Annotated in this window: 20 protein-coding genes; 6 read left to right on the top strand and 14 right to left on the bottom strand. The window is 60.1% G+C overall.

Annotated features, from left to right (window positions below; genetic code table 11):
* Positions 1–4: 4 nt before the first annotated feature.
* The 3 genes from AACY19_RS22845 to coxB form a co-directional block, all read right to left on the bottom strand.
* Positions 5–556 carry a cytochrome c oxidase assembly protein gene (locus tag AACY19_RS22845; protein WP_339453872.1) on the bottom strand — a complete coding sequence of 184 codons (552 nt, stop codon included), beginning with the start codon at positions 554–556 and terminating at the stop codon, positions 5–7.
* Positions 557–682: 126 nt separating this feature from the next.
* A complete protein-coding gene (gene ctaD / locus AACY19_RS22840) occupies positions 683–2,269 on the bottom strand; it encodes a cytochrome c oxidase subunit I (RefSeq protein ID WP_339453871.1) in 1,587 nt (528 codons plus the stop codon).
* An 82-nt stretch (positions 2,270–2,351) separates the two neighbouring features.
* Positions 2,352–3,479 (bottom strand): cytochrome c oxidase subunit II, encoded by a 1,128-nt coding sequence (gene coxB / locus AACY19_RS22835; protein WP_339453870.1) that lies wholly within the window; start codon positions 3,477–3,479, stop codon positions 2,352–2,354.
* Positions 3,480–3,848: 369 nt separating this feature from the next.
* Here coxB and AACY19_RS22830 point away from each other — a divergent pair, with 369 nt between their 5' ends.
* On the top strand, positions 3,849–4,499 hold the full coding sequence (locus AACY19_RS22830; RefSeq protein ID WP_339453869.1) for a hypothetical protein: 651 nt from the start codon (positions 3,849–3,851) through the stop codon (positions 4,497–4,499).
* 135 nt (positions 4,500–4,634) lie between these two features.
* On the opposite strand, the gene AACY19_RS22825 is transcribed toward AACY19_RS22830, so the two are convergent.
* The 6 genes from AACY19_RS22825 to AACY19_RS22800 form a co-directional block, all read right to left on the bottom strand.
* Complete coding sequence (locus AACY19_RS22825) at positions 4,635–6,161, bottom strand: SulP family inorganic anion transporter (RefSeq protein WP_339453868.1); 1,527 nt, start codon at positions 6,159–6,161, stop codon at positions 4,635–4,637.
* 90 nt (positions 6,162–6,251) lie between these two features.
* On the bottom strand, positions 6,252–6,980 hold the full coding sequence (locus tag AACY19_RS22820; RefSeq protein ID WP_103306457.1) for a carbonic anhydrase: 729 nt from the start codon (positions 6,978–6,980) through the stop codon (positions 6,252–6,254).
* Between the two features lie 238 nt (positions 6,981–7,218).
* Positions 7,219–8,277, bottom strand: coding sequence for a PA0069 family radical SAM protein (locus AACY19_RS22815; RefSeq protein WP_339453867.1), 1,059 nt, complete (start codon positions 8,275–8,277; stop codon positions 7,219–7,221).
* A 74-nt stretch (positions 8,278–8,351) separates the two neighbouring features.
* Positions 8,352–9,653, bottom strand: a complete 1,302-nt coding sequence (locus tag AACY19_RS22810; RefSeq protein ID WP_339453866.1) for a c-type cytochrome — start codon at positions 9,651–9,653, stop codon at positions 8,352–8,354.
* A gap of 12 nt (positions 9,654–9,665) precedes the next feature.
* Positions 9,666–11,450, bottom strand: a complete 1,785-nt coding sequence (locus tag AACY19_RS22805; protein WP_339453865.1) for a GMC family oxidoreductase — start codon at positions 11,448–11,450, stop codon at positions 9,666–9,668.
* Between the two features lie 2 nt (positions 11,451–11,452).
* Positions 11,453–12,199 carry a gluconate 2-dehydrogenase subunit 3 family protein gene (locus AACY19_RS22800; protein WP_339453864.1) on the bottom strand — a complete coding sequence of 249 codons (747 nt, stop codon included), beginning with the start codon at positions 12,197–12,199 and terminating at the stop codon, positions 11,453–11,455.
* Positions 12,200–12,507: 308 nt separating this feature from the next.
* On the opposite strand from AACY19_RS22800, the gene AACY19_RS22795 reads away from it, so the two are divergent.
* The gene (locus AACY19_RS22795; protein ID WP_339453863.1) at positions 12,508–13,152 is read left to right on the top strand and encodes a dual specificity protein phosphatase family protein; all 645 of its coding nucleotides are present in this window, start codon (positions 12,508–12,510) and stop codon (positions 13,150–13,152) included.
* A gap of 45 nt (positions 13,153–13,197) precedes the next feature.
* On the opposite strand, the gene AACY19_RS22790 is transcribed toward AACY19_RS22795, so the two are convergent.
* Together AACY19_RS22790 and prlC are read right to left on the bottom strand one after the other, a co-directional pair.
* Positions 13,198–13,485, bottom strand: a complete 288-nt coding sequence (locus tag AACY19_RS22790; RefSeq protein WP_077575217.1) for a YheV family putative zinc ribbon protein — start codon at positions 13,483–13,485, stop codon at positions 13,198–13,200.
* A complete protein-coding gene (gene prlC / locus AACY19_RS22785) occupies positions 13,482–15,533 on the bottom strand; it encodes an oligopeptidase A (RefSeq protein WP_339453862.1) in 2,052 nt (683 codons plus the stop codon). The genes AACY19_RS22790 and prlC overlap by 4 nt, the downstream gene beginning before the upstream one ends.
* An 88-nt stretch (positions 15,534–15,621) precedes the next feature.
* On the opposite strand from prlC, the gene AACY19_RS22780 reads away from it, so the two are divergent.
* Together AACY19_RS22780 and AACY19_RS22775 are read left to right on the top strand one after the other, a co-directional pair.
* The gene (locus AACY19_RS22780; protein WP_339453861.1) at positions 15,622–16,167 is read left to right on the top strand and encodes a gamma carbonic anhydrase family protein; all 546 of its coding nucleotides are present in this window, start codon (positions 15,622–15,624) and stop codon (positions 16,165–16,167) included.
* Positions 16,168–16,196: 29 nt separating this feature from the next.
* A complete protein-coding gene (locus tag AACY19_RS22775) occupies positions 16,197–16,847 on the top strand; it encodes an HAD family hydrolase (protein ID WP_339453860.1) in 651 nt (216 codons plus the stop codon).
* A 110-nt stretch (positions 16,848–16,957) separates the two neighbouring features.
* Here the strand turns inward: AACY19_RS22775 and AACY19_RS22770 are convergent, their stop codons facing one another.
* Positions 16,958–18,034: an aminopeptidase gene (locus AACY19_RS22770; protein ID WP_339453859.1), complete on the bottom strand. Its 1,077-nt coding sequence runs from the start codon at positions 18,032–18,034 to the stop codon at positions 16,958–16,960.
* Positions 18,035–18,094: 60 nt separating this feature from the next.
* On the opposite strand from AACY19_RS22770, the gene AACY19_RS22765 reads away from it, so the two are divergent.
* Both AACY19_RS22765 and AACY19_RS22760 read left to right on the top strand, forming a co-directional pair.
* A complete protein-coding gene (locus tag AACY19_RS22765) occupies positions 18,095–18,517 on the top strand; it encodes a PA0061/PA0062 family lipoprotein (RefSeq protein ID WP_339453858.1) in 423 nt (140 codons plus the stop codon).
* Between the two features lie 40 nt (positions 18,518–18,557).
* Entirely contained in the window at positions 18,558–18,977 is a 420-nt protein-coding gene (locus AACY19_RS22760; RefSeq protein WP_339453857.1) for a PA0061/PA0062 family lipoprotein, read from the top strand.
* Between the two features lie 6 nt (positions 18,978–18,983).
* Here the strand turns inward: AACY19_RS22760 and AACY19_RS22755 are convergent, their stop codons facing one another.
* Together AACY19_RS22755 and AACY19_RS22750 are read right to left on the bottom strand one after the other, a co-directional pair.
* Entirely contained in the window at positions 18,984–19,223 is a 240-nt protein-coding gene (locus AACY19_RS22755) for a DUF1161 domain-containing protein (RefSeq protein WP_339453856.1), read from the bottom strand.
* 222 nt (positions 19,224–19,445) lie between these two features.
* Positions 19,446–19,877, bottom strand: a complete 432-nt coding sequence (locus tag AACY19_RS22750) for an OsmC family protein (RefSeq protein ID WP_034152273.1) — start codon at positions 19,875–19,877, stop codon at positions 19,446–19,448.
* Between the last annotated feature and the right edge of the window lie 171 nt (positions 19,878–20,048).

Here is a 20,048-nt window from a genome sequence, read left to right as displayed (position 1 = left end):
ACGCTCAACCGCCAGTGTTTACAGCTACCGGCGGATGTCGGGCGGTGATATCGAACAGCGTGTAGGACAGCGTCAGGTGCTTCACATCCTTGGGCATGTCGCGGTCAACAATGAAGCGCACCGGCATTTCGATCTGCTGACCGGGCTGCAGCACCTGCTGGGTAAAGCAAAAGCATTCGGTCTTGTGGAAATACGCCGCCGCACTGCTCGGCGCGATGCTTGGCACGGCTTGTGCGCTCATCGGTTTGTCGGTGGGATTGCGCGCGATAAAGATCATCTCGTTGACCGCGCCGGGGTTGGCCGTCAGCTCGTCGTGCTTGGGATAGAAGTCCCACGGCATATCGACGTTGTTGGTCGACAGAAACTGCACGCGCACCTGGCGTGACGTGTCGACCACTTGCTCGCCGTCGTACTGCCCACCGGTCTTGCCGTTGATGCCGAAGGCCTTGCACATCACGTCGTAGATCGGCACCAGGGCAAAACCGAAAACGAACATCGCCACCACTACGCCGAGCAGGCGGGTGACGAGTTTTTTCGTCGAGATCGAGTCAGCCATGGTTCATGCCTCTCATCAGATCCCTTGTGGGAGCGAGCCTGCTCGCGAAGCAGATAACTCGGTGCATCAGATGAACCGCGTCATCGTTCTTCGCGAGCAGGCTCGCTCCCACAGGGAAATCTCTGCTCATTTCACTTCCGGTGGCGTAGTGAAGGTGTGATACGGCGCCGGTGACGGCACGCTCCACTCCAGCCCTTCGGCGCCATCCCATGGTTTGGCCGGTGCTGGCGGGCCGCCGCGAATGGTCTTGATCACGATGAACAGGAAGAAAATCTGCGTGGCGCCGAACATGAACGCGCCTATCGACGAAACCATGTTGAAATCGGCGAATTGCAGGTTGTAGTCCGGAATCCGTCGCGGCATCCCTGCCAGCCCCACGAAGTGCATCGGGAAGAAGGTCAGGTTCATGCCGACGAACGACAGCCAGAAGTGCAGCTTGCCGAGGGTTTCGTCGTACATGTGCCCGGTCCACTTCGGCAGCCAGTAATAGGCCGAGGCGAAGATCCCGAAGATCGCCCCCGGCACCAGCACATAGTGGAAGTGCGCGACCACGAAGTAGGTGTCCTGGTACTGGAAGTCTGCCGGGGCGATGGCCAGCATCAGCCCGGAGAAACCACCGATGGAGAACAGGATGACGAACGCCACGGCAAACAGCATCGGTGTCTCGAAGGTCATCGAGCCCTGCCACATGGTGCTGGCCCAGTTGAACACTTTCACCCCGGTCGGCACCGCGATGAGCATCGTCGCGTACATGAAGAACAACTCGCCCACCAACGGAATGCCGACCACGAACATGTGGTGTGCCCAGACGATGAACGACAGGAACGCGATGCTCGCCGTGGCGTAGACCATCGAGGTGTAGCCGAACAGCGGCTTGCGTGCGAAGGTCGGGATGATCTGGCTGACCGCACCGAACGCCGGCAGGATCATGATGTACACCTCAGGGTGCCCGAAGAACCAGAACACATGCTGGAACAGCACCGGATCACCGCCACCGGCGGCACTGAAGAAACTGGTGCCGAAGTGAATGTCCATCAGCATCATCGTCACGCACCCGGCCAGCACCGGCATCACCGCGATCAGCAGAAACGCAGTGATCAGCCAGGTCCAGACGAACAGCGGCATTTTCATCAGCGTCATGCCGGGGGCGCGCAGGTTGAGGATGGTGGCGACCACGTTGATCGCGCCCATGATCGAACTGATGCCCATCAAGTGGATGGCGAAGATGAAGAAGGTCACGCTTTCCGGCGCATAGGTCGTCGACAACGGTGCGTAGAACGTCCAGCCGAAATTCGGCCCGCCACCGGGGGTGAACAGGGTCGACACCAGCAGCAGGAACGCCGCCGGCAGCAGCCAGAAACTGAAGTTGTTCATCCTTGGCAGCGCCATGTCCGGCGCGCCGACCATCAACGGGATCATCCAGTTGGCGAGGCCGACGAATGCCGGCATTACCGCGCCGAAGACCATCACCAGGCCGTGCATGGTGGTCATCTGGTTGAAGAACGCGGGCTCGACGATCTGCAGACCGGGCTGGAACAGCTCGGCGCGGATCACCATGGCGAACGAGCCGCCAAGCAGGAACATCAGGAACGCAAACCACAGGTACAGCGTGCCGATGTCTTTGTGGTTGGTGGTCAGCACCCAGCGCATCAGGCCTTTGGCGGGGCCGTGGGCGTGATCGGCGTGACCGTGGTCATCGATGACAGCGCTCATGGCCGGTCTCCTTTACGTGAGTGGATGGGGCGGGCCGGGGCGCGATGCCCCGACCGGTTCACGAAGTACGCAATAGACCGGCTCATTGGCTTTCCGCCTGTTTCAGCTCCAGCACTTCTTTTGGCGTGACCATGTCGCCCTTGTTGTTGCCCCAGGCGTTACGTTCGTAAGTCACGACCGCCGCGATATCGACTTCCGAGAGCTGCTTGCCGAACGCCGCCATGGCGGTGCCGGGCTTGCCGTGGAAAACGATGCTCAGGTGATCCTTGATCGGGCCGGTGGCGATTTTCGAGCCTTTGAGCGCCGGGAACATGGGCGGCAGCCCCTGACCTTCGGCCTGGTGACAGGCAACACAGGTGGTGTGATACACCTTGTCGCCGCGCTCCTTGAGCTCGTCGAGGGTCCATTCCTTGCTGGTCAGCTCTTTAAGCTGCGCGGCCTCGGCTTTGCGCTCGGCGAGCCACTTGTCGTAATCGGCCTTGTCCTTGACCTCGACCACGATCGGCATGAAGCCGTGATCCTTGCCGCAGAGTTCGGCGCACTGGCCACGGTAGAGGCCAGGCTTGTCGACACGCGTCCAGGCTTCGTTGACGAACCCCGGGATCGCATCGCGCTTGACCGCGAAGGCCGGCACCCACCAGGAATGGATAACGTCGGCGGAGGTCACGAGGAAGCGCACCTTGGCGCCGGTCGGCAGCACCAGTGGCTTGTCGACCTCGAGCAGGTAGTGCTCGCCCTTGGCTTCCTTGTTGTGGATCTGCTCGGCTGGCGTGGCCAGGTTGCTGAAGAACTCGACGTCCTGGCCCAGGTATTTGTAATGCCACTTCCACTGATAGCCGGTGATCTGGATATCGATATCCGGCTCACTGGTGTCGTACATCTTGATCAGGGTGGCGGTCGCCGGCACGGCCATCGCCACCAGAATCAGCAGCGGCACGACGGTCCACATGATTTCGACGCCGGTGCTTTCGTGGAATTTTGCGGCGACCTGCCCGGTAGAACGGCGGTGCACCATCATCGACCAGAACATGGCGCCGAAGACGATGACCCCGATCACCACACAGATCCAGAAAATGGTCATGTGCAGGTCGAATACTGCGTGACTGATTTCAGTCGCTCCAGGCGCCATATTCACAGTCCAGGCAGCGTGTGCCGGACTGAAAATCGACCACAACAGGAGGCCCATCCAGACGTGTGGATGTCGCATCATTGCGGGTTCCCCTTATCGTTCTTGTTATCCCGCCGGCTTTCGCCTGCGGCAAGGGAGCGGCTGCATCAGACTACGAACTTGAATCGCCGGGCCTTGCTGCGGGTGCAGTCGGGCGTCATCAGCTAACTCCATTCAATGGCGAGTATAGACAGCGTCGGAGAATTGCAATGTGCGCGCGTAAATCATCTGAAACAGCCGAAGCTTGCGTTCAAGGGCACGAATGGAGAAGGATGCAGACGAGTGGTGGCCAATCGATATAACGCAGGCGCATCAAGGATGAAATAATTATGACAAATGCGTCTTAGCATTTTTCGTAAGCCAGCTAACTTATGTTCTCCCTATTTCATTGCCTTGTTCCCTGGAGTTTTCATGAACACCGCCGCATTGCGCGAGCAGATCCAAAAAGCCCAACAACACGAAAAAGACACCGGCCTGCTGACCCGTCAGCTGGAAAGCAAGCTGCCGCATTTACACCCGGCGATCCAGTTGCCGGAAGCCGACGCCCAAGGCGCGCTGACGCGTTTTGTCGCCGCCTACATCGATGAAGTGCCAGATCTGCTGGATGCAGCCAATGAAGTCGCCAGGGAAGCGGGAATCGAATCGCAGATCAAACCGGTGCTGAAAATCGCCGAGCAGTATTTCCTCCAGCCGCCGGCGATCATGGCCGGGCATGTGGGTCTGGACAGCCTGCTCGACGAAGCCTATCTGGCGCACCGCTTTGTCGAAGAGGTCAACGACCTGTACATCAAGCATTTCTGCCAGCCACTGATCCCCTTGGACATGACGGTCGCCAACCTGATTGCTCACCAATTGATCGGTGAGGAATTTGCCAACCAACTGGACGAAGCGGTGCATCACGCCATCGACGAGATGCTCAACGACGAGAGTTTCGCGCTGGAATCGGTAGAAGCCTACCGCGACAAACTCAGCAGCCCGGACACCGGCGCCGCGTGGAAACGCTGGCCGTGCATGGGCCGTCGACTGGGTGTGGGCCTGGAACTCGATCAGCCTGCCGCGTAAGCCTCATACGCCATAGATCCAATGTGGGAGCGAGCCTGCTCGCGAATGCGCTTGATCATTCAACATCTCTGTTGACTGATACACCGCTTTCGCGAGCAGGCTCGCGCCCACAAGGTTTATCGCAACAGGGCGTTTTTAGCCGGCCGCGCCGATCCCCGTGTTAGTCCGAACCCGCCCCTCAAGCCTGCGCTTCAACCCCCGCGACTCGATCAACAGCTTCGACCCCTTCGCCGCATTCGCCCGGCCCCATTCCTCCAGCAACTCCAGACACGAATGGTCGATGTAGCTCAGGTTATTGAGCGGCACATGCACCGTCGCGCCTTGCGGAATCGTATTCAGCACCTGGGTCAGCGCCGGCACTTTCAGGAACGTTGCCGCGCCCACCAGACGTAACTCCATCTCACCGTCCTGCGGCAAGTCGATCAGGCTGATCTTCAACCGAGAAGCCTTGAACGCCAGTTTCAACAGGGTCAGACCGAAACCGATCAGCACACCGGTCAGCAGGTCGGTGAAGATGATCGCCAACGCCGTCGCCGCGTAGGTGAACATCGGCATGCGTCCATAACGGCTCAGACCACGGAAGGCTTTCAGATCGACCAGTTTGAAACCGGTATAGACCAGCACCCCCGCCAGACTCGCCACCGGAATGCTTTGCAGCACGCTCGACAACAACAGCACGAACGCCAGCAGCCACAGGCCATGGAGGATCGTCGAATAACGCGTGGTCGCCCCGGCCTGAACGTTGGCCGAACTGCGCACGATCACCCCGGTCATCGGCAGCGCGCCGACCAGACCGCAGAGCATGTTGCCGACACCTTGCGCCGAGAGTTCACGGTCGAAGTCCGAACGCACGCCGCTGTGCATGCGATCTACCGCTGCGGCAGACAACAGCGTTTCAGCGCTGGCGATGAATGCCACGGCAAACGCCGCGATCAGCAGCGTCGGATCGGCCAGACTGAGCAGATCCGCCGGCTTCAGCCAATCAATGGCTTCGGCGAGATTCGCCGGCACTTCGACACGTTTCACTTGCAACGCCAGCAGCAGACTTGCGCCGGTCGCCAGGCCTACGCCAAGCAACGCACCGGGTACGAAGCGCAACGAATGCGGACGAAACTTCTCCCACAGCCACATCACCGCAATGGTCGAGAGCCCGAGCAGGCCGGCCTGCCAGCCAAACGACGGCAAGGCCTGCGCCACCGCAGCCGGGAACGCCGTGAGATTATCCAGGCCAGAGGGCTTCGGTGACGCATCGAGCATCACATGCACCTGCGACAGCACGATCAACACGCCAATCCCGGCCAGCATGCCGTAGACCACCGCAGGCGCCGTCACCCGAAACCAGCAACCGAGCTTCAAGCGCCCGGCGATCAGTTGCAACAAACCGGCGAGCAGCAGAATCGGCCCGAGCATTTCGATGCCGTGCTGGCGCACCAGTTCGAACACCAGCACCGCCAGCCCCGCCGCCGGCCCGCTGACCTGCAATGGCGAGCCCGCCAGCCAGCCGACCACCAGACCACCGATGATCCCGGTGATCAGACCCTTGGCCGGCGGCAACCCTGAGGCAATCGCAATACCCATGCACAACGGCAGGGCGACCAGAAACACAACCACTGAAGCAAGCAACTCCCGTGGCAATACCGCTTTCAATTGAGCCGCACGCATGGCGATTCTCCCGAAGTTTTCTTCAGGCATGGCGAGGCCGGGTCGCTGAATCAGCGACCGGCGTCAAACCACACAGATGTTTAGGAGGATTTAGAAGCGCGCTTTGGGCGTCGCCACCGGAATCGGATGGCTGCCGTCGAGCGGCAGGAAACATCCCTGATCCGCGTCGTAAGCTTTGATTTCACTGGTTTCGATGTTGTAGACCCAGCCATGGATGAACAGATGACCGTTCGCCATGCGCGAGGCTACCGAAGGATGGGTACGCAAGTGCTGCAATTGGGCGATGACGTTTTCCTCGGTGAGGATCGGCATGCTTTCTTTTTCGTCGGCGCAGTGACAGTTGTCATGCACCATGGTTTTCGCGACTTCGGCGTGGCGCAGCCAGGCTTTGACTGTCGGCATTTTTTCCAGGCTGTCCGGGTTGAGCACCGCACGCATGGCGCCGCAATCGGAGTGACCGCAGATGATGATGTGCTGCACGCCCAGGGCCAACACCGCGTATTCGATCGCGGTGGATACGCCGCCGTTCATCTGGCCGTAAGGCGGGACGACGTTGCCGACGTTGCGGGTTACGAACAGGTCGCCCGGTGAGCTCTGGGTGATCAGCTCGGGAACGATGCGCGAGTCGGCGCAGGTAATGAACATCGCTTTGGGCGCTTGGGCCGTCGCGAGTTTCTTGAAGAGTTCTTCCTGCTGCGGGAAGACCTCATGATGAAAATGCAAAAAGCCGTCTACGATCTGTCGCAGCGCTGCATCGGCGGATTCCGCTTCAGGGGTTTGCGCCGACGCAGCCAACGGCTGTTTATCCTTGTCACTCATGATTCATCCTCTTTGGCGGATTCGGGGAGTCGTTCCCATGTATTCCGGTATGAAGCCAGTGGCTGTTTAAAACATCCGGGTCATCCCGACCCGTCAGTCACTCGATGAACAAGGTAGCCGCCGAAACTTAACTCAAACTGAATCAACCGCTCTAGAACGTGTGTTCCAGGTCACAAAAAACGTGACTGGCGTGTTTCGGTGGAAGGATTCCAACCCATCAACCCTAGGTCAATTGTCGCTAAATCAACGACATCTGGCGACCCGGCGGACAGAAGGCAGTGCAGTCGAGGTTGTAGCCTTCACGGTGATTTAAACCAAGACGTTTAATGGTTTTGCCAAACCGCTGCGCAAGCAGGTCGGCAAACGGCCCTTCACCACGCATGCGTGCGCCGAAACGGCTGTCGTAAAGTTCGCCGCCGCGACTCTGGCGGATCAGGCTCAACACATGGGCGGCACGTTGTGGATAGTGCGCCTGCAGCCATTGCTCGAACAACGGCGCGACCTCCAGCGGCAGGCGCAGCATCATGTACGCCGCACTTTGCGCACCGGCGGCGTGGGCTTCGGTGAGCAGGCTTTCGATCTCGCTGTCGTTGATCATCGGAATCATCGGTGAACACAGCACACCCACCGCAATCCCCGCCTCGCGCATCACCCGAATGGCACGCAACCGCGCTTTGGGTGCAGCGGCACGCGGTTCGAGGATGCGTTTGAGTTCGTCGTCCAGCGTGGTCAGGCTGATCATCACCGCCACCAGCCGCTGCTGCGCCAGTTCGGTGAGCAGGTCGAGATCGCGCAGGATCAGCGAACCCTTGGTGATGATGGTCACCGGGTGCCGGTAGCGCAGCAGCACTTCGAGGGTCTGGCGGGTGATCTTGTGTTCGCGCTCGATCGGCTGATACGGGTCGGTATTGGAGCCCAGGTTGATCGGCGCGCATTGATAGCCTTTTTTCCCGAGTTGTTCTTCCAGCACCTGAGCGGCGTTGGTCTTGGCGATCAGCCGGGTTTCGAAATCCAGCCCCGGCGACATGTCCCAATAGGCGTGGCTGGGGCGCGCGTAACAATAGATGCAGCCATGTTCGCAGCCACGATAGGGATTGATCGAACGATCGAAGGGCAAATCAGGCGAAGTGTTGCGGGTGATGATGGTTTTCGCAGTTTCGATCATCACCTCGGTGTTCTGCGTCTCGGGCACTTCCTGATACCAGCCGTCATCCTCCGCCACCGAGCGATTCGGCGCGAAGCGGTTGTGTGGGTTGGTCGCGGTGCCGCGACCGCGAGGTGGCATTGGAGTAGACATGAAAACGCCCCGATACTGTTTGCATGTACAGTATCGGGGCGCTACGCATCTGGCTAGTGCCATCGGGCGAGTGGTCAGTTGTGTTGAGTGAGTTGCCCGAGGTCGTCACCGGAGGTATGGCGCATATCCTCCGTGCGCAACTCGGCAACATCGGCGGCTTTCACCGGCGCACCCTTGTTGCCCCAGCTGCCGCGAATAAAGCTCACCACATCCGCCACTTCCTGATCCGACAGGCGCCAGGCGAAACCGGGCATGGTGAAGGTCGATGGCGCGGTGTGCGTTGCCGGCAAGGTTCCGCCCTTCAGCACGATGTGGATCAGAGAGGTCGGATCGTCGGTTTGCAGCACCGGATTGCCCGCCAGCGCCGGGAACACCCGGGTGTAGCCATGGCCATCGGTCCGGTGGCAGGCCGCGCAGTTGTCGATGTAGACCGACGCGCCGCGTTGGCTGTCGTCACCGTTCCACAGCGCTTTGGCCACTTTCTCGTCGTACTGATGCGGTTGATCCGCCGGGTCATTGGCCGGCAACGACTTGAGATAGCGGGCCATTGCGGTGAGGTCGGCATCGCTCATGTACTGCATGCTGTGGGTGACCACATCGCTCATGCCGCCGAACACTGCGCTGCGATCACTGCGCCCGGTCTTGAGGAACTGCACCAGTTGTTCTTCACTCCAGCTGCCGAGGCCATCCTTGTGGTCGCCGCGCAGGCTCTTGGCGATCCAGCCTTCCAGCGGTGCACTGCCGGCGAGGAAATCGCTGCCGTCCGCCGCGCTCAGGGATTTTTCCTGCATGGTCAGCGCGCGTGGCGTGTGGCAGGCGCCGCAGTGTCCGAGACCTTCAACCAGGTAGGCCCCGCGATCAATCACCGGATCGTCCGACGTAGCCGTGTAATCCTCGACCTTCGGCGCGAACAGCCAGCGCCAGCCCATCAGCGGCCAGCGCATGCTCAGCGGCCACGGAATGTCGCTGGCCTTGTTCTCCTGCGCCACCGGTTCGACGCCGTGCATGAAATAGGCATACAGCGCTTGCATATCGGCCTGGTTGACCCGCGCGTAGGACGGATAAGGCATGGCCGGGTACAAGGTACTGCCGTTTTTGGCGACGCCATGGCGCACGGCCTGATCGAAGTCCTCGAAGCTGTAGTCGCCCAGGCCTGTTTTATCCGGGGTGATGTTGGTCGAGTAGATCGTGCCGATCGGCGTTTCCATCGGCAGGCCGCCGGCGAACGGCTTGCCGCCCTTGGCCGTGTGGCAGGCCACGCAGTCACCGGCGCGGGCGAGGTATTCGCCTTGTTTGATCAACGCTTGATCAACTTCAGCCGCATGGGTAGCGGCGCTGCCAAGCAGCGCCAGGGTCGCGATAACGAGAGTTTTCATGGTCATCGCTCCTTAAGCCTGAACCAGCGGGCCGGGGTTTTTCAGGTATTGCTCGCGGATCGCTTTCGCCGACCAGTAGGTCAGTGCGGCGACCAGCCCGGTCGGGTTGTAACCCAGGCCCTGCGGGAACGCCGAAGCGCCGGGAACGAAGACGTTGTGCACGTCCCAGCTCTGCAAGTAGCGGTTCAGCGCGCTCTTCTTCGGATCAGTGCCCATGATCGCGCCACCGTTGAGGTGGGTGGTCTGGTACGAGGCGGTGTTGAAGTGGTCGCCGACTTTCTTGCCGATCACCGCGATGGCTTTCGGGCCCATGGCTTCGGCGATCTTGCCCATTTTCTCGACCATGAAACGGTTCATCTTGATGTCGTTTTCCTGCCAGTCGAAGGTCATCCGCAGCAGTGGCAGACCGTAGGCGTCGCGGTACACCGGGTCGAGGTCGAGGTAGTTGCCACGGTAGGACTGATGCGCGCCGTGGGCGTCCATCGATACCTGATGGGTGTAGTAATCGGCGGTCGCGCGTTTCCAGGCGCTGCCCCAGGCCGGAGTGCCCGGCGGGTTTGACGTGCCGGCAATCGGCCGGCTGCCGGCCTGGTTGACCCACATCGGCGAGCCGCCGACGAAGCCGTGGGGGCCATGGTCGAAGTTGTCGGCGTTGAAATCATCCACCGCCACGCCGTTGCCGCCAGCGCCGATGAAGTTGTTGGTGTGGGTGTCCTTGTCGAAGAACGCTTTGATGGTCGCCATGTTCTGGTAGGCAAAGTTACGCCCGACCACGCCTTCGCCGGTGATCGGGTCGTAGGGCTTGCCGATCCCGGAAAGCAGCATCAGGCGCACGTTGTGCAACTGGAAGGCGCCGAGAATGACCAGATCCGCCGGTTGCTCGATCTCGCGACCCTGGGCGTCGATGTAGGTCACGCCGGTGGCTTTGCTCTTGGTGCTGTCGAGGTTGATCCGCAGTACGTGGGCGTTGGCGCGCAGCTCGAAATTCGGCAGCGGCTTGAGCGCCGGCAGAATGTTCACGTTCGGCGAGGCCTTGGAATACATGTAGCAGACGTAACCGCTGCAGAAACCGCAGAAGTTGCACGGACCCATCTGCGCGCCGTAAGGATTGGTGTACGGCCCGGAGGTGTTCGCCGAAGGCAGGTTGTAGGGTTTGTAACCAACGTCTGTAGCCGCTTTGCCAAACAGCTGAGCGGAAACGGTGTTCTTCTGCGCTTCCAGCGGGAACGGGTTGGAGCGATCCGGCGCGTAGGGGTTGCCGCCCTTGCCCTGACCGACCAGTTGGCCCTTCACGGTCCAGGCCTGGCCCGAAGTGCCGAAGACCTTTTCGGCGAAATCGAAGAACGGCTCCAGCTCTTCATAGCTGACGCCGAAGTCCTGGATGGTCATGTCCTTGGGGATAAAACTTTTGCCGTAGCGCTCTTCGTAGTGGCTGCGCATGCGCAGCTCAATCGGATCGACCCGGAAGTGCACGCCTGACCAGTGCAGGCCGGCACCACCAACACCGTTACCCGGCAGGAACGCGCCCAACTGGCGGTTCGGCAGGGCGATGTCGTTGACGCTGTGGCGAATGGTGACGGTCTCTTTGGAGATGTCCTGAAAGAGTTTTTTCCGCACGCTGTAGGTGAGTTCGTCGATCACCTGCGGATAGTTGCCGTCGGGGTAAGTGTCCTGCATCGGCCCGCGTTCCAGCGCCAGTACGTTGAGACCCGCCTCGGTCAGCTCCTTGGCCATGATTGCGCCCGTCCAGCCGAAACCGACGATCACCGCATCTACTTTCTTCAATACCGTTGCCATGCTTACGCCCTCTCGCCGCGAATCGACACTGCCGGGAAGGGGTATTGCTCGTTGCGTTCCACCCAATCCATGAAATCGGCGCGGGCGCCGGGGAAACCGATCATGGTCCAGCCGACCATGCCTTTGTTGCCGCCATGGATCGGGTCGCAGAAGAACCCTTCCTTGGTGTTTTGCAGCAGCAGATTGAAGAAAATTTTCGCCGGAACCGTATCGAACTGTGGTTTTCCGGCTTCAAGTTGCTTGAGCAAATCGTCTCGGGTAGCGCTGTCTTGCTCGGCAAATACTTTACCGTTGAGGGATTTTGCCCACTGATCCGTGGCGGCGATGCCGAGGCGATAGATCTCTTTGGGTACCAGTTTGCTCTGCCAGCCCATTTCCGGCGCGGCGTCGGCGTTGAACGGGCCTTGCATGTACCACAGGGCTCCGGCGGCGTAGGGCGTGTTCATCTGCCGGTCGATGTATTCCGGCACGCCGGCTTCGAGTGCACCCGGGCCTTGGGCATCGCTGGGGATCAACTGCGCGACGGCGGCATTGATAAACGCCCATTCTTCAGCGGTGAAATAGTTTGGCTGGTACACCCCCGCGTCGGCGCGAGCGGGTGGCGCGGTCGGCGTCGCAGGGGCGGCTTCAGGGGCGGCTTGCAGCACGCTGCTGCCCAGACCTGTGCCGGCCAGGGTGACCACGGGAATCAGGGTCAGGGATTTGCGCAAAAACTCACGCCGCGGGTTGTCTCGATCTTCATCAGACATGGGGGGGGCACCTCATCAGGCATTAGGAGACAGCCGCTTCTGCGAGCGGCTTGAGGATTTTTCGCTGCGACGTGGCCGTGGGAGTGACCCCGAAAGGGCGGACGCGCCTGCAACAAGATGTGACAAATGGTAGCAGGCTAAGCATCAAGATGAATCGATTCAGTGGAAAAAAACACCGGTTTTCGTCATGACGGGTGATCAATCAGCGGTGATTCACAATCCTTTGACAACCGGCTCACAGGGCTTTGACCGCCTGAGCGTGAAGCTGCGGTTCCTTTCATTGATGAATACCGAAACGGTCGGCCCAGATGTCCCGAGTGCGCTTGTTATCTGCTTTGTGTTGTTCGCTTCTGGCGCTTGTGCAATTGATGCCGGCGGAGGCTATTGCTGCGACGACGGTCCGCCCAAGCGATTGGGCGCAGCCGGTCGAGGTGCAATACAACCTGTTCCAAATGTCGCCGACGCTCTATCGCAGCGCATTACCCGACGATGGCGCGGTGCCGCTGCTGAAGAATCTCAAAGTCGCCACGGTCATCAACTTTCTGCCCGAGGCTGACAACAATTGGTTGGCCGCCACCGGCATCGACCAGGTGCAATTGCCGTATCGCACCAATCACGTTGACGACAGCGATGTGCTCAAGGCCTTGCGCGCCATTCAGTCTGCACAGGCCAAGGGCCCGGTGTTGATGCACTGCAAACACGGTTCCGACCGCACCGGCCTGATCGCGGCGATGTATCGCGTGGTGGTGCAAGGCTGGAGCAAAGAAGATGCCTTGAGCGAAATGACCCAGGGCGGTTTTGGCGAAAGCGGGCATTTTCGCGACAGCGTGCGCTACGTCATGCAGGCCGATGCCGACAAGCTGCGCAGCGCACTGGCGAATGGCGATTGCAGCACCAGCGCGTTCGCCACCTGCTCGATGAAGAGCTGGTTTCAGTCAGTCAACCTGAAGTGAAGCGAGTCCTCCACGACATTGCACCGTGGAGGGTGAACCGGCGAATCAGTCTTCGGACTTTTTCTTCAACTTCGGATTGGGAAAGAACTGTACTGCCTGCACCGTCTTGTCTGGCGCAGGCTTGTTCAGCGCGCTGGTGTTGACCCGCGTGCCCAGCTCTTTCGGTACCGAAAGGCCCTGCTCGTTGAGCGTGTCGGAGTAACCGCAGGCGACGCACTCGCGATGCGGCACGCTGTCCTCGTTCCACATCATCAACTTGTCCGGCTCGCTGCACGCCGGGCAGACCGCCCCGGCGATAAAGCGTTTTTTGGTAATCACAGGCCCCTCACTCATGCTGCCGCGTCCTCACTCAGGCCGCTGTGGCGCAACAGTGCGTCAATCGACGGCTCACGGCCACGGAAGTCGACGAACAGCACCATCGGCGCCTGCGAACCGCCGCGTGCCAGAATCGCTTCACGGAAGGCGCGACCGGTTTCAGCATTGAGTACGCCGTCCTCTTCAAACCTGGAGAACGCATCCGCCGACAGCACTTCAGCCCACTTGTAGCTGTAGTAACCCGCCGCGTAACCGCCAGCGAAGATGTGCGCGAAGCTGTTCGGGAAGCGGTTGTAGGCTGGCGGACGCATTACCGACACCTCGTCACGCACGCCTTCGAGCACTTGCAGCACGCTGCGGCCATCGCCGTGCGTGGCGTGCAGTTCGAAGTCGAACAGCGAGAATTCCAGTTGACGCACCATCATCAGACCGGACTGGAAGTTTTTCGCCGCGAGCATTTTCTCCAGCAGGTCCTGCGGCAGCGATTCGCCGCTTTCGTAATGACCGGAAATCAGCGCGAGGCCTTCCGGCTCCCAGCACCAGTTTTCCATGAACTGGCTTGGCAGCTCGACCGCGTCCCAGGCCACGCCGTTGATACCGGAAACACCGGCGTGATCCACGCGGGTCAGCAGGTGATGCAGGCCATGGCCGAATTCGTGGAACAGCGTGGTCACTTCATCGTGGGTCAGCAGCGCCGGTTTGCCGCTGTCGGCCGGGGTGAAGTTGCACACCAGATTGGCCACCGGGCTTTGCAGTACGCCATCGACGGTGCGACGACGATCACGGGCTCCGTCCATCCAGGCACCGCCACGCTTGTTGGCGCGAGCATAGAGATCGAAGAAGAAGCGGCCGACGTGCTGGCCGTTTTCCTTGATTTCGAACAGGCGCACGTTCGGGTGCCAGGTGTCGAAGCCTTTCAGTTCGGCGATTTCGATGCCGTACAGACGCCGAACGATGGCAAACAAACCGCCCAGCACTTTATCGATGGGGAAGTAGGCGCGCAGGGTTTCCTGCGCGACGCTGTAGCGTTGTTCACGGAGTTTTTCGCCGTAGAAACCGCTGTCCCAGCTTTGCAGATCGGCGCAGCCCTGTTCGGCGGCGTAGGCGCGCAGCTGTTGCAGATCCTGCTCAGCGAACGGCTTGCTGCGCTGGGCCAGGTCGCGCAGGAAGCTCAGCACCTGATCACTGGACTCGGCCATTTTGGTCGCCAGGCTCAGTTCGGAGAAGCTGGCGAAGCCCAGCAGTTTGGCCAGTTCCTGACGCAGGTCGAGGATCTCTTCCATCACCGGGCCGTTGTCGTTCTGGCCGGCGTTCGGGCCTTGATCCGAGGCGCGGGTGCAGTAGGCGGCGTAGACTTCTTCACGCAGCGCGCGGTCTTGCGCGTAGGTCATCACCGCGTAGTAGCTCGGGAATTCCAGGGTGATCAGCCAGCCGTCGAGGCCTTTGGCCTGTGCGGCGGCAGCCATTTGCGCCTTGGCCGAATCGGTCAGGCCGGCGAGGGCGGCTTCGTCGGTGACGTGCTTGGTCCACGCCTGCGTGGCGTCGAGCAGTTGGTTGGAGAAGCGGCTGCCCAGTTCGGACAGTTTGCTCTGCACTTCGGCATAACGTTTCTGTTCGGCTTCCGGCAGGTCGATACCCGACAGACGGAAGTCACGCAGGGCGTGTTCCAGAATAGTCTTTTGCGCCACGTCGAAACCGGCGGCTTCCGGGCTGTTGGCAAGCGCTTCATAGGCCTGGAACAGTTCGCGGTTCTGGCCCATTTCGGTGGAGTAGGCGCTCAGGGCCGGCAGGCACGATTCGTAGGCTTCACGCAGTTCGGCGCTGTTGCACACGGCATTGAGGTGGCTGACCGGGCTCCAGGCGGCGCCGAGGCGATCATTGAGTTCGTCCATCGCCAACACCAGGCCGGCCCAGGTCGGGTTCTGGCCTTGGGTTTTGAGAATGTCGGCGATGGCCGCGCGGTTGTCGGCCAGGATGGTTTCGATGGCTGGCAGGACGTGTTCGGCACGGATCGTGGAGAACGGTGGCAGGTCATAGGACTGCAGCAGAGGGTTGTTCACGCTCACGGTTGGCACCTTGGCTGGGGAAACATGCAACCATCTTAATTACAATCGGCATTCACCGCAGCTATCGGCGACAGAGAGAGAAATTATCGTGTCCCTTCGCAAGTACCAGAATCACACCCCGCAGTTGAGCAAAGGCGCATTTGTCGACGGCTCGGCGGTGGTGATCGGCGACGTCGAAATCGGTGAAGACAGCTCCGTCTGGCCGCTGACCGTGATCCGTGGCGACATGCACCGCATCCGCATCGGTGCGCGCACCAGCGTGCAGGATGGCTGTGTGTTGCACATCACCCACGCCGGCCCGTTCAACCCGGACGGCTTTCCGTTGCTGATCGGCGATGACGTGACCATCGCCCACAAAGTCATGCTGCACGGCTGCACCCTCGGCAGTCGGGTGCTGGTCGGCATGGGTAGCATTGTCATGGACGGCGCGGTGGTCGAAGACGATGTGATCATCGGCGCCGGCAGCCTGGTGCCGCCGGGCAAGCGTCTGCAAAGTGGCTTCCTGTATGTCGGGAGCCCGGTGAAACAAGTGCGAGAACTCACCGACAAGGAACAAGCCTTCTTCACCTACAGCGCGGCGAACTACGTGAAGCTCAAGGACCTGCATCTGGCCGAAGGCTACGACACACTCTGAATCGAAATCGCCACCGCCCAGGAATTTTCATGCATTACCAGACCGTACTGTTCGACCTCGATGGCACCCTGACTGACCCGCGTGAGGGCATCACCCGTTCCATTCAATTTGCCTTGGCCAGACTCGGCATCGATGAACCGGACCTGAGCAAACTCGAACACTTCATCGGCCCGCCGCTGTTGCAGGCGTTCATGCAGTTCTACGAGTTTGACGAGGCCAAGGCGTGGCAGGCGGTTAACTTCTATCGCGAGCGCTTCAAGGTCACCGGCCTGTACGAAAATCGCGTCTTCGATGGCGTCACGCCGCTGCTGGAAACCCTCAGTGGACAGGGACGGACGCTGTACATCGCGACGTCCAAACCCTGGGAATTCGCCCGCGAGATCGCCCGGCACTTCGACTTTGCCCGGCACTTCAAGGTGATTTACGGCAGTGAACTGGACGGCACGCGAACCAATAAGGTCGAGCTTATTGCCCACTTGATGGCGGAAGAAGGGCTGGACCCGGCAAACACGCTGATGATCGGCGACCGTAAGCATGACCTGATCGGCGCGCGCAGCAACGGCGTGGATGCGGCGGCAGTGGGTTACGGGTTTGGCAGTTTTGAAGAGTTGAATGCCGAAGCACCGGCTTATCACTTTGAAACGCTGGACGAGTTGCATCAGGCCTTTCTGCGGCGCTGATAAGTCCGCTTTCGCGAGCAAGCCCGCTCCCACAGGGGCTTTTTGTTACTCCCCGATCCAATGTGGGAGCGAGCCTGCTCGCGAAGGGGCCGCTTGCGCCCCCGAGATTATCAGGATTGTGCCAATGCTTTCAGCGCCGCCTTACGCTCAGCCACCGGCAACCCACCCAACTGCTCCACCTCCGCATAAAACCTCCCCCAATCCCCCCCGACCTGTTTGAACAACGCCGCAAACGCCGGCACCCACTGGTCATAGAGTCCAAACGGCAACAACCGCGCATTGTTCAGCGGCGTATTCACCCAAGCGTCATAACGTTTGTCTCCGGCCCACTGACTGTCCCTCATCCGCCGATACTCCCGGCGAAATTGCTCGAACTCGGCCGCTTTGCGTTCGCGCATCTGCTCTGTCGGCAATGGCTGCGCATACAACGTCTCCAGCCTGGAACGGGTATCAAGCACTAACCCGATGAACTGATCCCGCTGCTTCAACCGTGAGTCAGTGTCCGCGGGCAGCCCGCGAAACGCCCGCCACTGCCGCGTGCCTTCCTGTTCGACAAACGTGGCGAAAGACTCATTGAACTCGGTGTCGTCCTTCACATAAAAGCGCTGGTGCGCCAGCTCATGAAAGATCAGTGTGGCCAGGCGCTCATCGCCCCAGCCCATCATTGAGTTGAGAATCGGGTCGTTGAACCAGCCCAGCGTCGAGTACGCCTCGACGCCGCCAATCGACACGTCCATGCCTTGCTGGCGCTGGAGCGCAGCTTCGCCCCGCGCTGCGCTCTGGCTGTAGTAGCCGCGGTAGGCGACGCAACCGGCAATCGGGAAGCAATGATTCTGCGGCGTCAGGGAAAACTCGGCGGTGGCGAATACGTTCCACACCACGAAGGGCCGGCCAATGTCGGCGTACAGGCGATAGCTCTGGTTGTCAGGCAGGTGCAGGTGTTCGCTGGCGAACGCGCGAGCCTTTTGTGACTGGGCCAGATGCGCGCGCAATGTCGCGTCGCGGTCCGGATCGGCAATCACCTTTGTCACCGGCTCCCGCGCGCGCAGCAGTTGCAACTGACCGCTGGCCAATTGGCTGTAGTAGCTGACGCTGGCGCAACCGTTGAGCAACAAAAACAACACACCCGGAAACAAAATCCGAAAAACGCGATCAAGTAACCCGTGGCTTGGAAACAGCCTGCTCAAAATAAGAAATCCCCCCGGAGAGTCTGCCCGCAAGACTATCCCGCCTTAAGGAGCACCGCTATGCGCATGTTGATGCTGACAGGGGGCCTGCTGACGCTGGCCGGTTGTGCCGGATTCGGAATGCCCGACCCTGATCCTTCCCAGGCCTGGATCGATCTTGATGCCCGGCAACAGGACACGGCGCTGCAGGCGCTGCAAGTCGATGCCACGAAAGCAGTGGATAAACGTTATTTCGAAGTCGAGCCCGGCAGCCATGAACTGAAGGTGCGCTATCAGTTTCCGGTCGAGGCCACCAACATCGGCCCGGATGCCCAACCGCTGTGGCGCGATTGCCAGTTGAGCGTGAAATTCAAGGACTTCAACGCAGGCCAGCGTTACCAGTTGCAGGCTGGCAGTATTGGTTTCCGGCCTTGGGCCAAGCTCTATGACGCGCAGCGCAAAGTGGTCGGCCAAGGCACACCGGCGGGCTGTCAGAGTACCTGATCGGCGCTATGCTGGATGTTCAGAACTGGGGATATCCATCATGCGCAAGTTGCTGCTGTTGCTCGTTGTCAGCCTCATGGCCGGATGTCAGACGCCTTTGCCCCCGGTTGATCCACAAATGGCGTGGGTCGACTTCTCGACGCCCACTCCCGGCGGCAAATTGCTCATGGCCGAGCGACTGGACAATCAACGTCTGAACGACGGGCGTTATTTCCAGGTGACACCCGGTAGCCATGAACTTCGCGTGCGTTTCGACTTTGAAGTGTTCGGTGGCGGCGGCGGTTTGCTGAACGGCCCTGTCGACCGTCTCTGCTACCTTTACATCCGCTACGATCATTTCGAGGCCGGGCAGCGTTATGTGCTGGAAGGCCGCTCGCTGGCGTTCACGCCAAGCGCCCGACTCTACAACGCGAAACGCGAAATCGTCGCCGAGGATCGCGCCTACAACTGCATTATTTGAGGCGACTCAGCTGTCGTTCTTTTGATAGATGATGGCTTTGGTGCCGTTCTCACATGAACCGACCACCATGGCGATGTCATGTTTTGCGGCTTCTTCCTTGCTGACGATCTCCAGCGTATAGGACGGCACTGCTTTCGCCTGAATCTTGATTTCGATCTCTTTCCTGAGCTCTTCGCAGTCTTTGGGGGCGGCAAAAACCGAGGTGGCCAGTGCACTGCAGAGAATCGCCAAGCCGATACGTTTCATGAGTGAAGCTCCCTGAAGCAGCGCGCACGGGCGTGCGCTGAAGCTGCTGTCATTGATTCGACCATAGTTTTGCAGCGCGGGTTCTGACTTCGCTCACAACTTCAGGTTTGATCTTCAAACAGCCTTCGCGAGCAGGCTCGCTCCCACAGGGATTTGTGTGGCACACAGTTCCAAGGTGGGAGCGAGCCTGCTCGCGAAGGCGTCAGATCAGCCAGCGCCGGATCAGCTGACCAGCGAAGCCTCAAGGGTAATCTTCGCATTCAGCACTTTCGAGACCGGGCACCCTTCCTTGGCCTTGTTGCTCAGTTCCTCGAACTGCGCCTGCGTCGCCCCGGGGATTTTTGCCTTGAGGATCAGTTTCACTGCGGTGATCGCGAAGCCGCCATCGACCTGATCCAGCGTTACTTCAGCCTGAGTATCAATGCTGTCGGCCTTCAGGCCCGCATCGCCCAAAATCATCGAAAACGCCATGGAAAAACAACCGGCATGCGCTGCGCCGATCAGTTCTTCCGGGTTGGTGCCCTTGCCGCCTTCGAAGCGCGCCTTGAAACCGTATGGGGCTTCTCTGAGTACGCCGGTTTCCGTGGAAATCGAGCCGATACCGGTTTTCAGATCACCTGCCCAATGTGCCGATGCTTTCTTCACGATAGCCATGTCTTCCTCCTCGTCTCTGGCGCGGAAACGCCGCGTCGTCGTGGTTTTTGCTTGCAAGGCTTCTGAGGATAGACGCCGGAACAAAGTTCAGCCCGGTTGAATCGTTGACTTTTTTAGTAGGAAATTTCGACTCAGCTATTGAAACTCGGGTATATGCCCTCATTGCATAAA

Source organism: Pseudomonas sp. EA_5y_Pfl2_R50 (assembly GCF_963970475.1).
GTDB lineage: Bacteria > Pseudomonadota > Gammaproteobacteria > Pseudomonadales > Pseudomonadaceae > Aquipseudomonas.
Note: the sequence above shows the minus strand (reverse complement) of the source record. Positions and strands in the feature narration are given on the sequence as shown.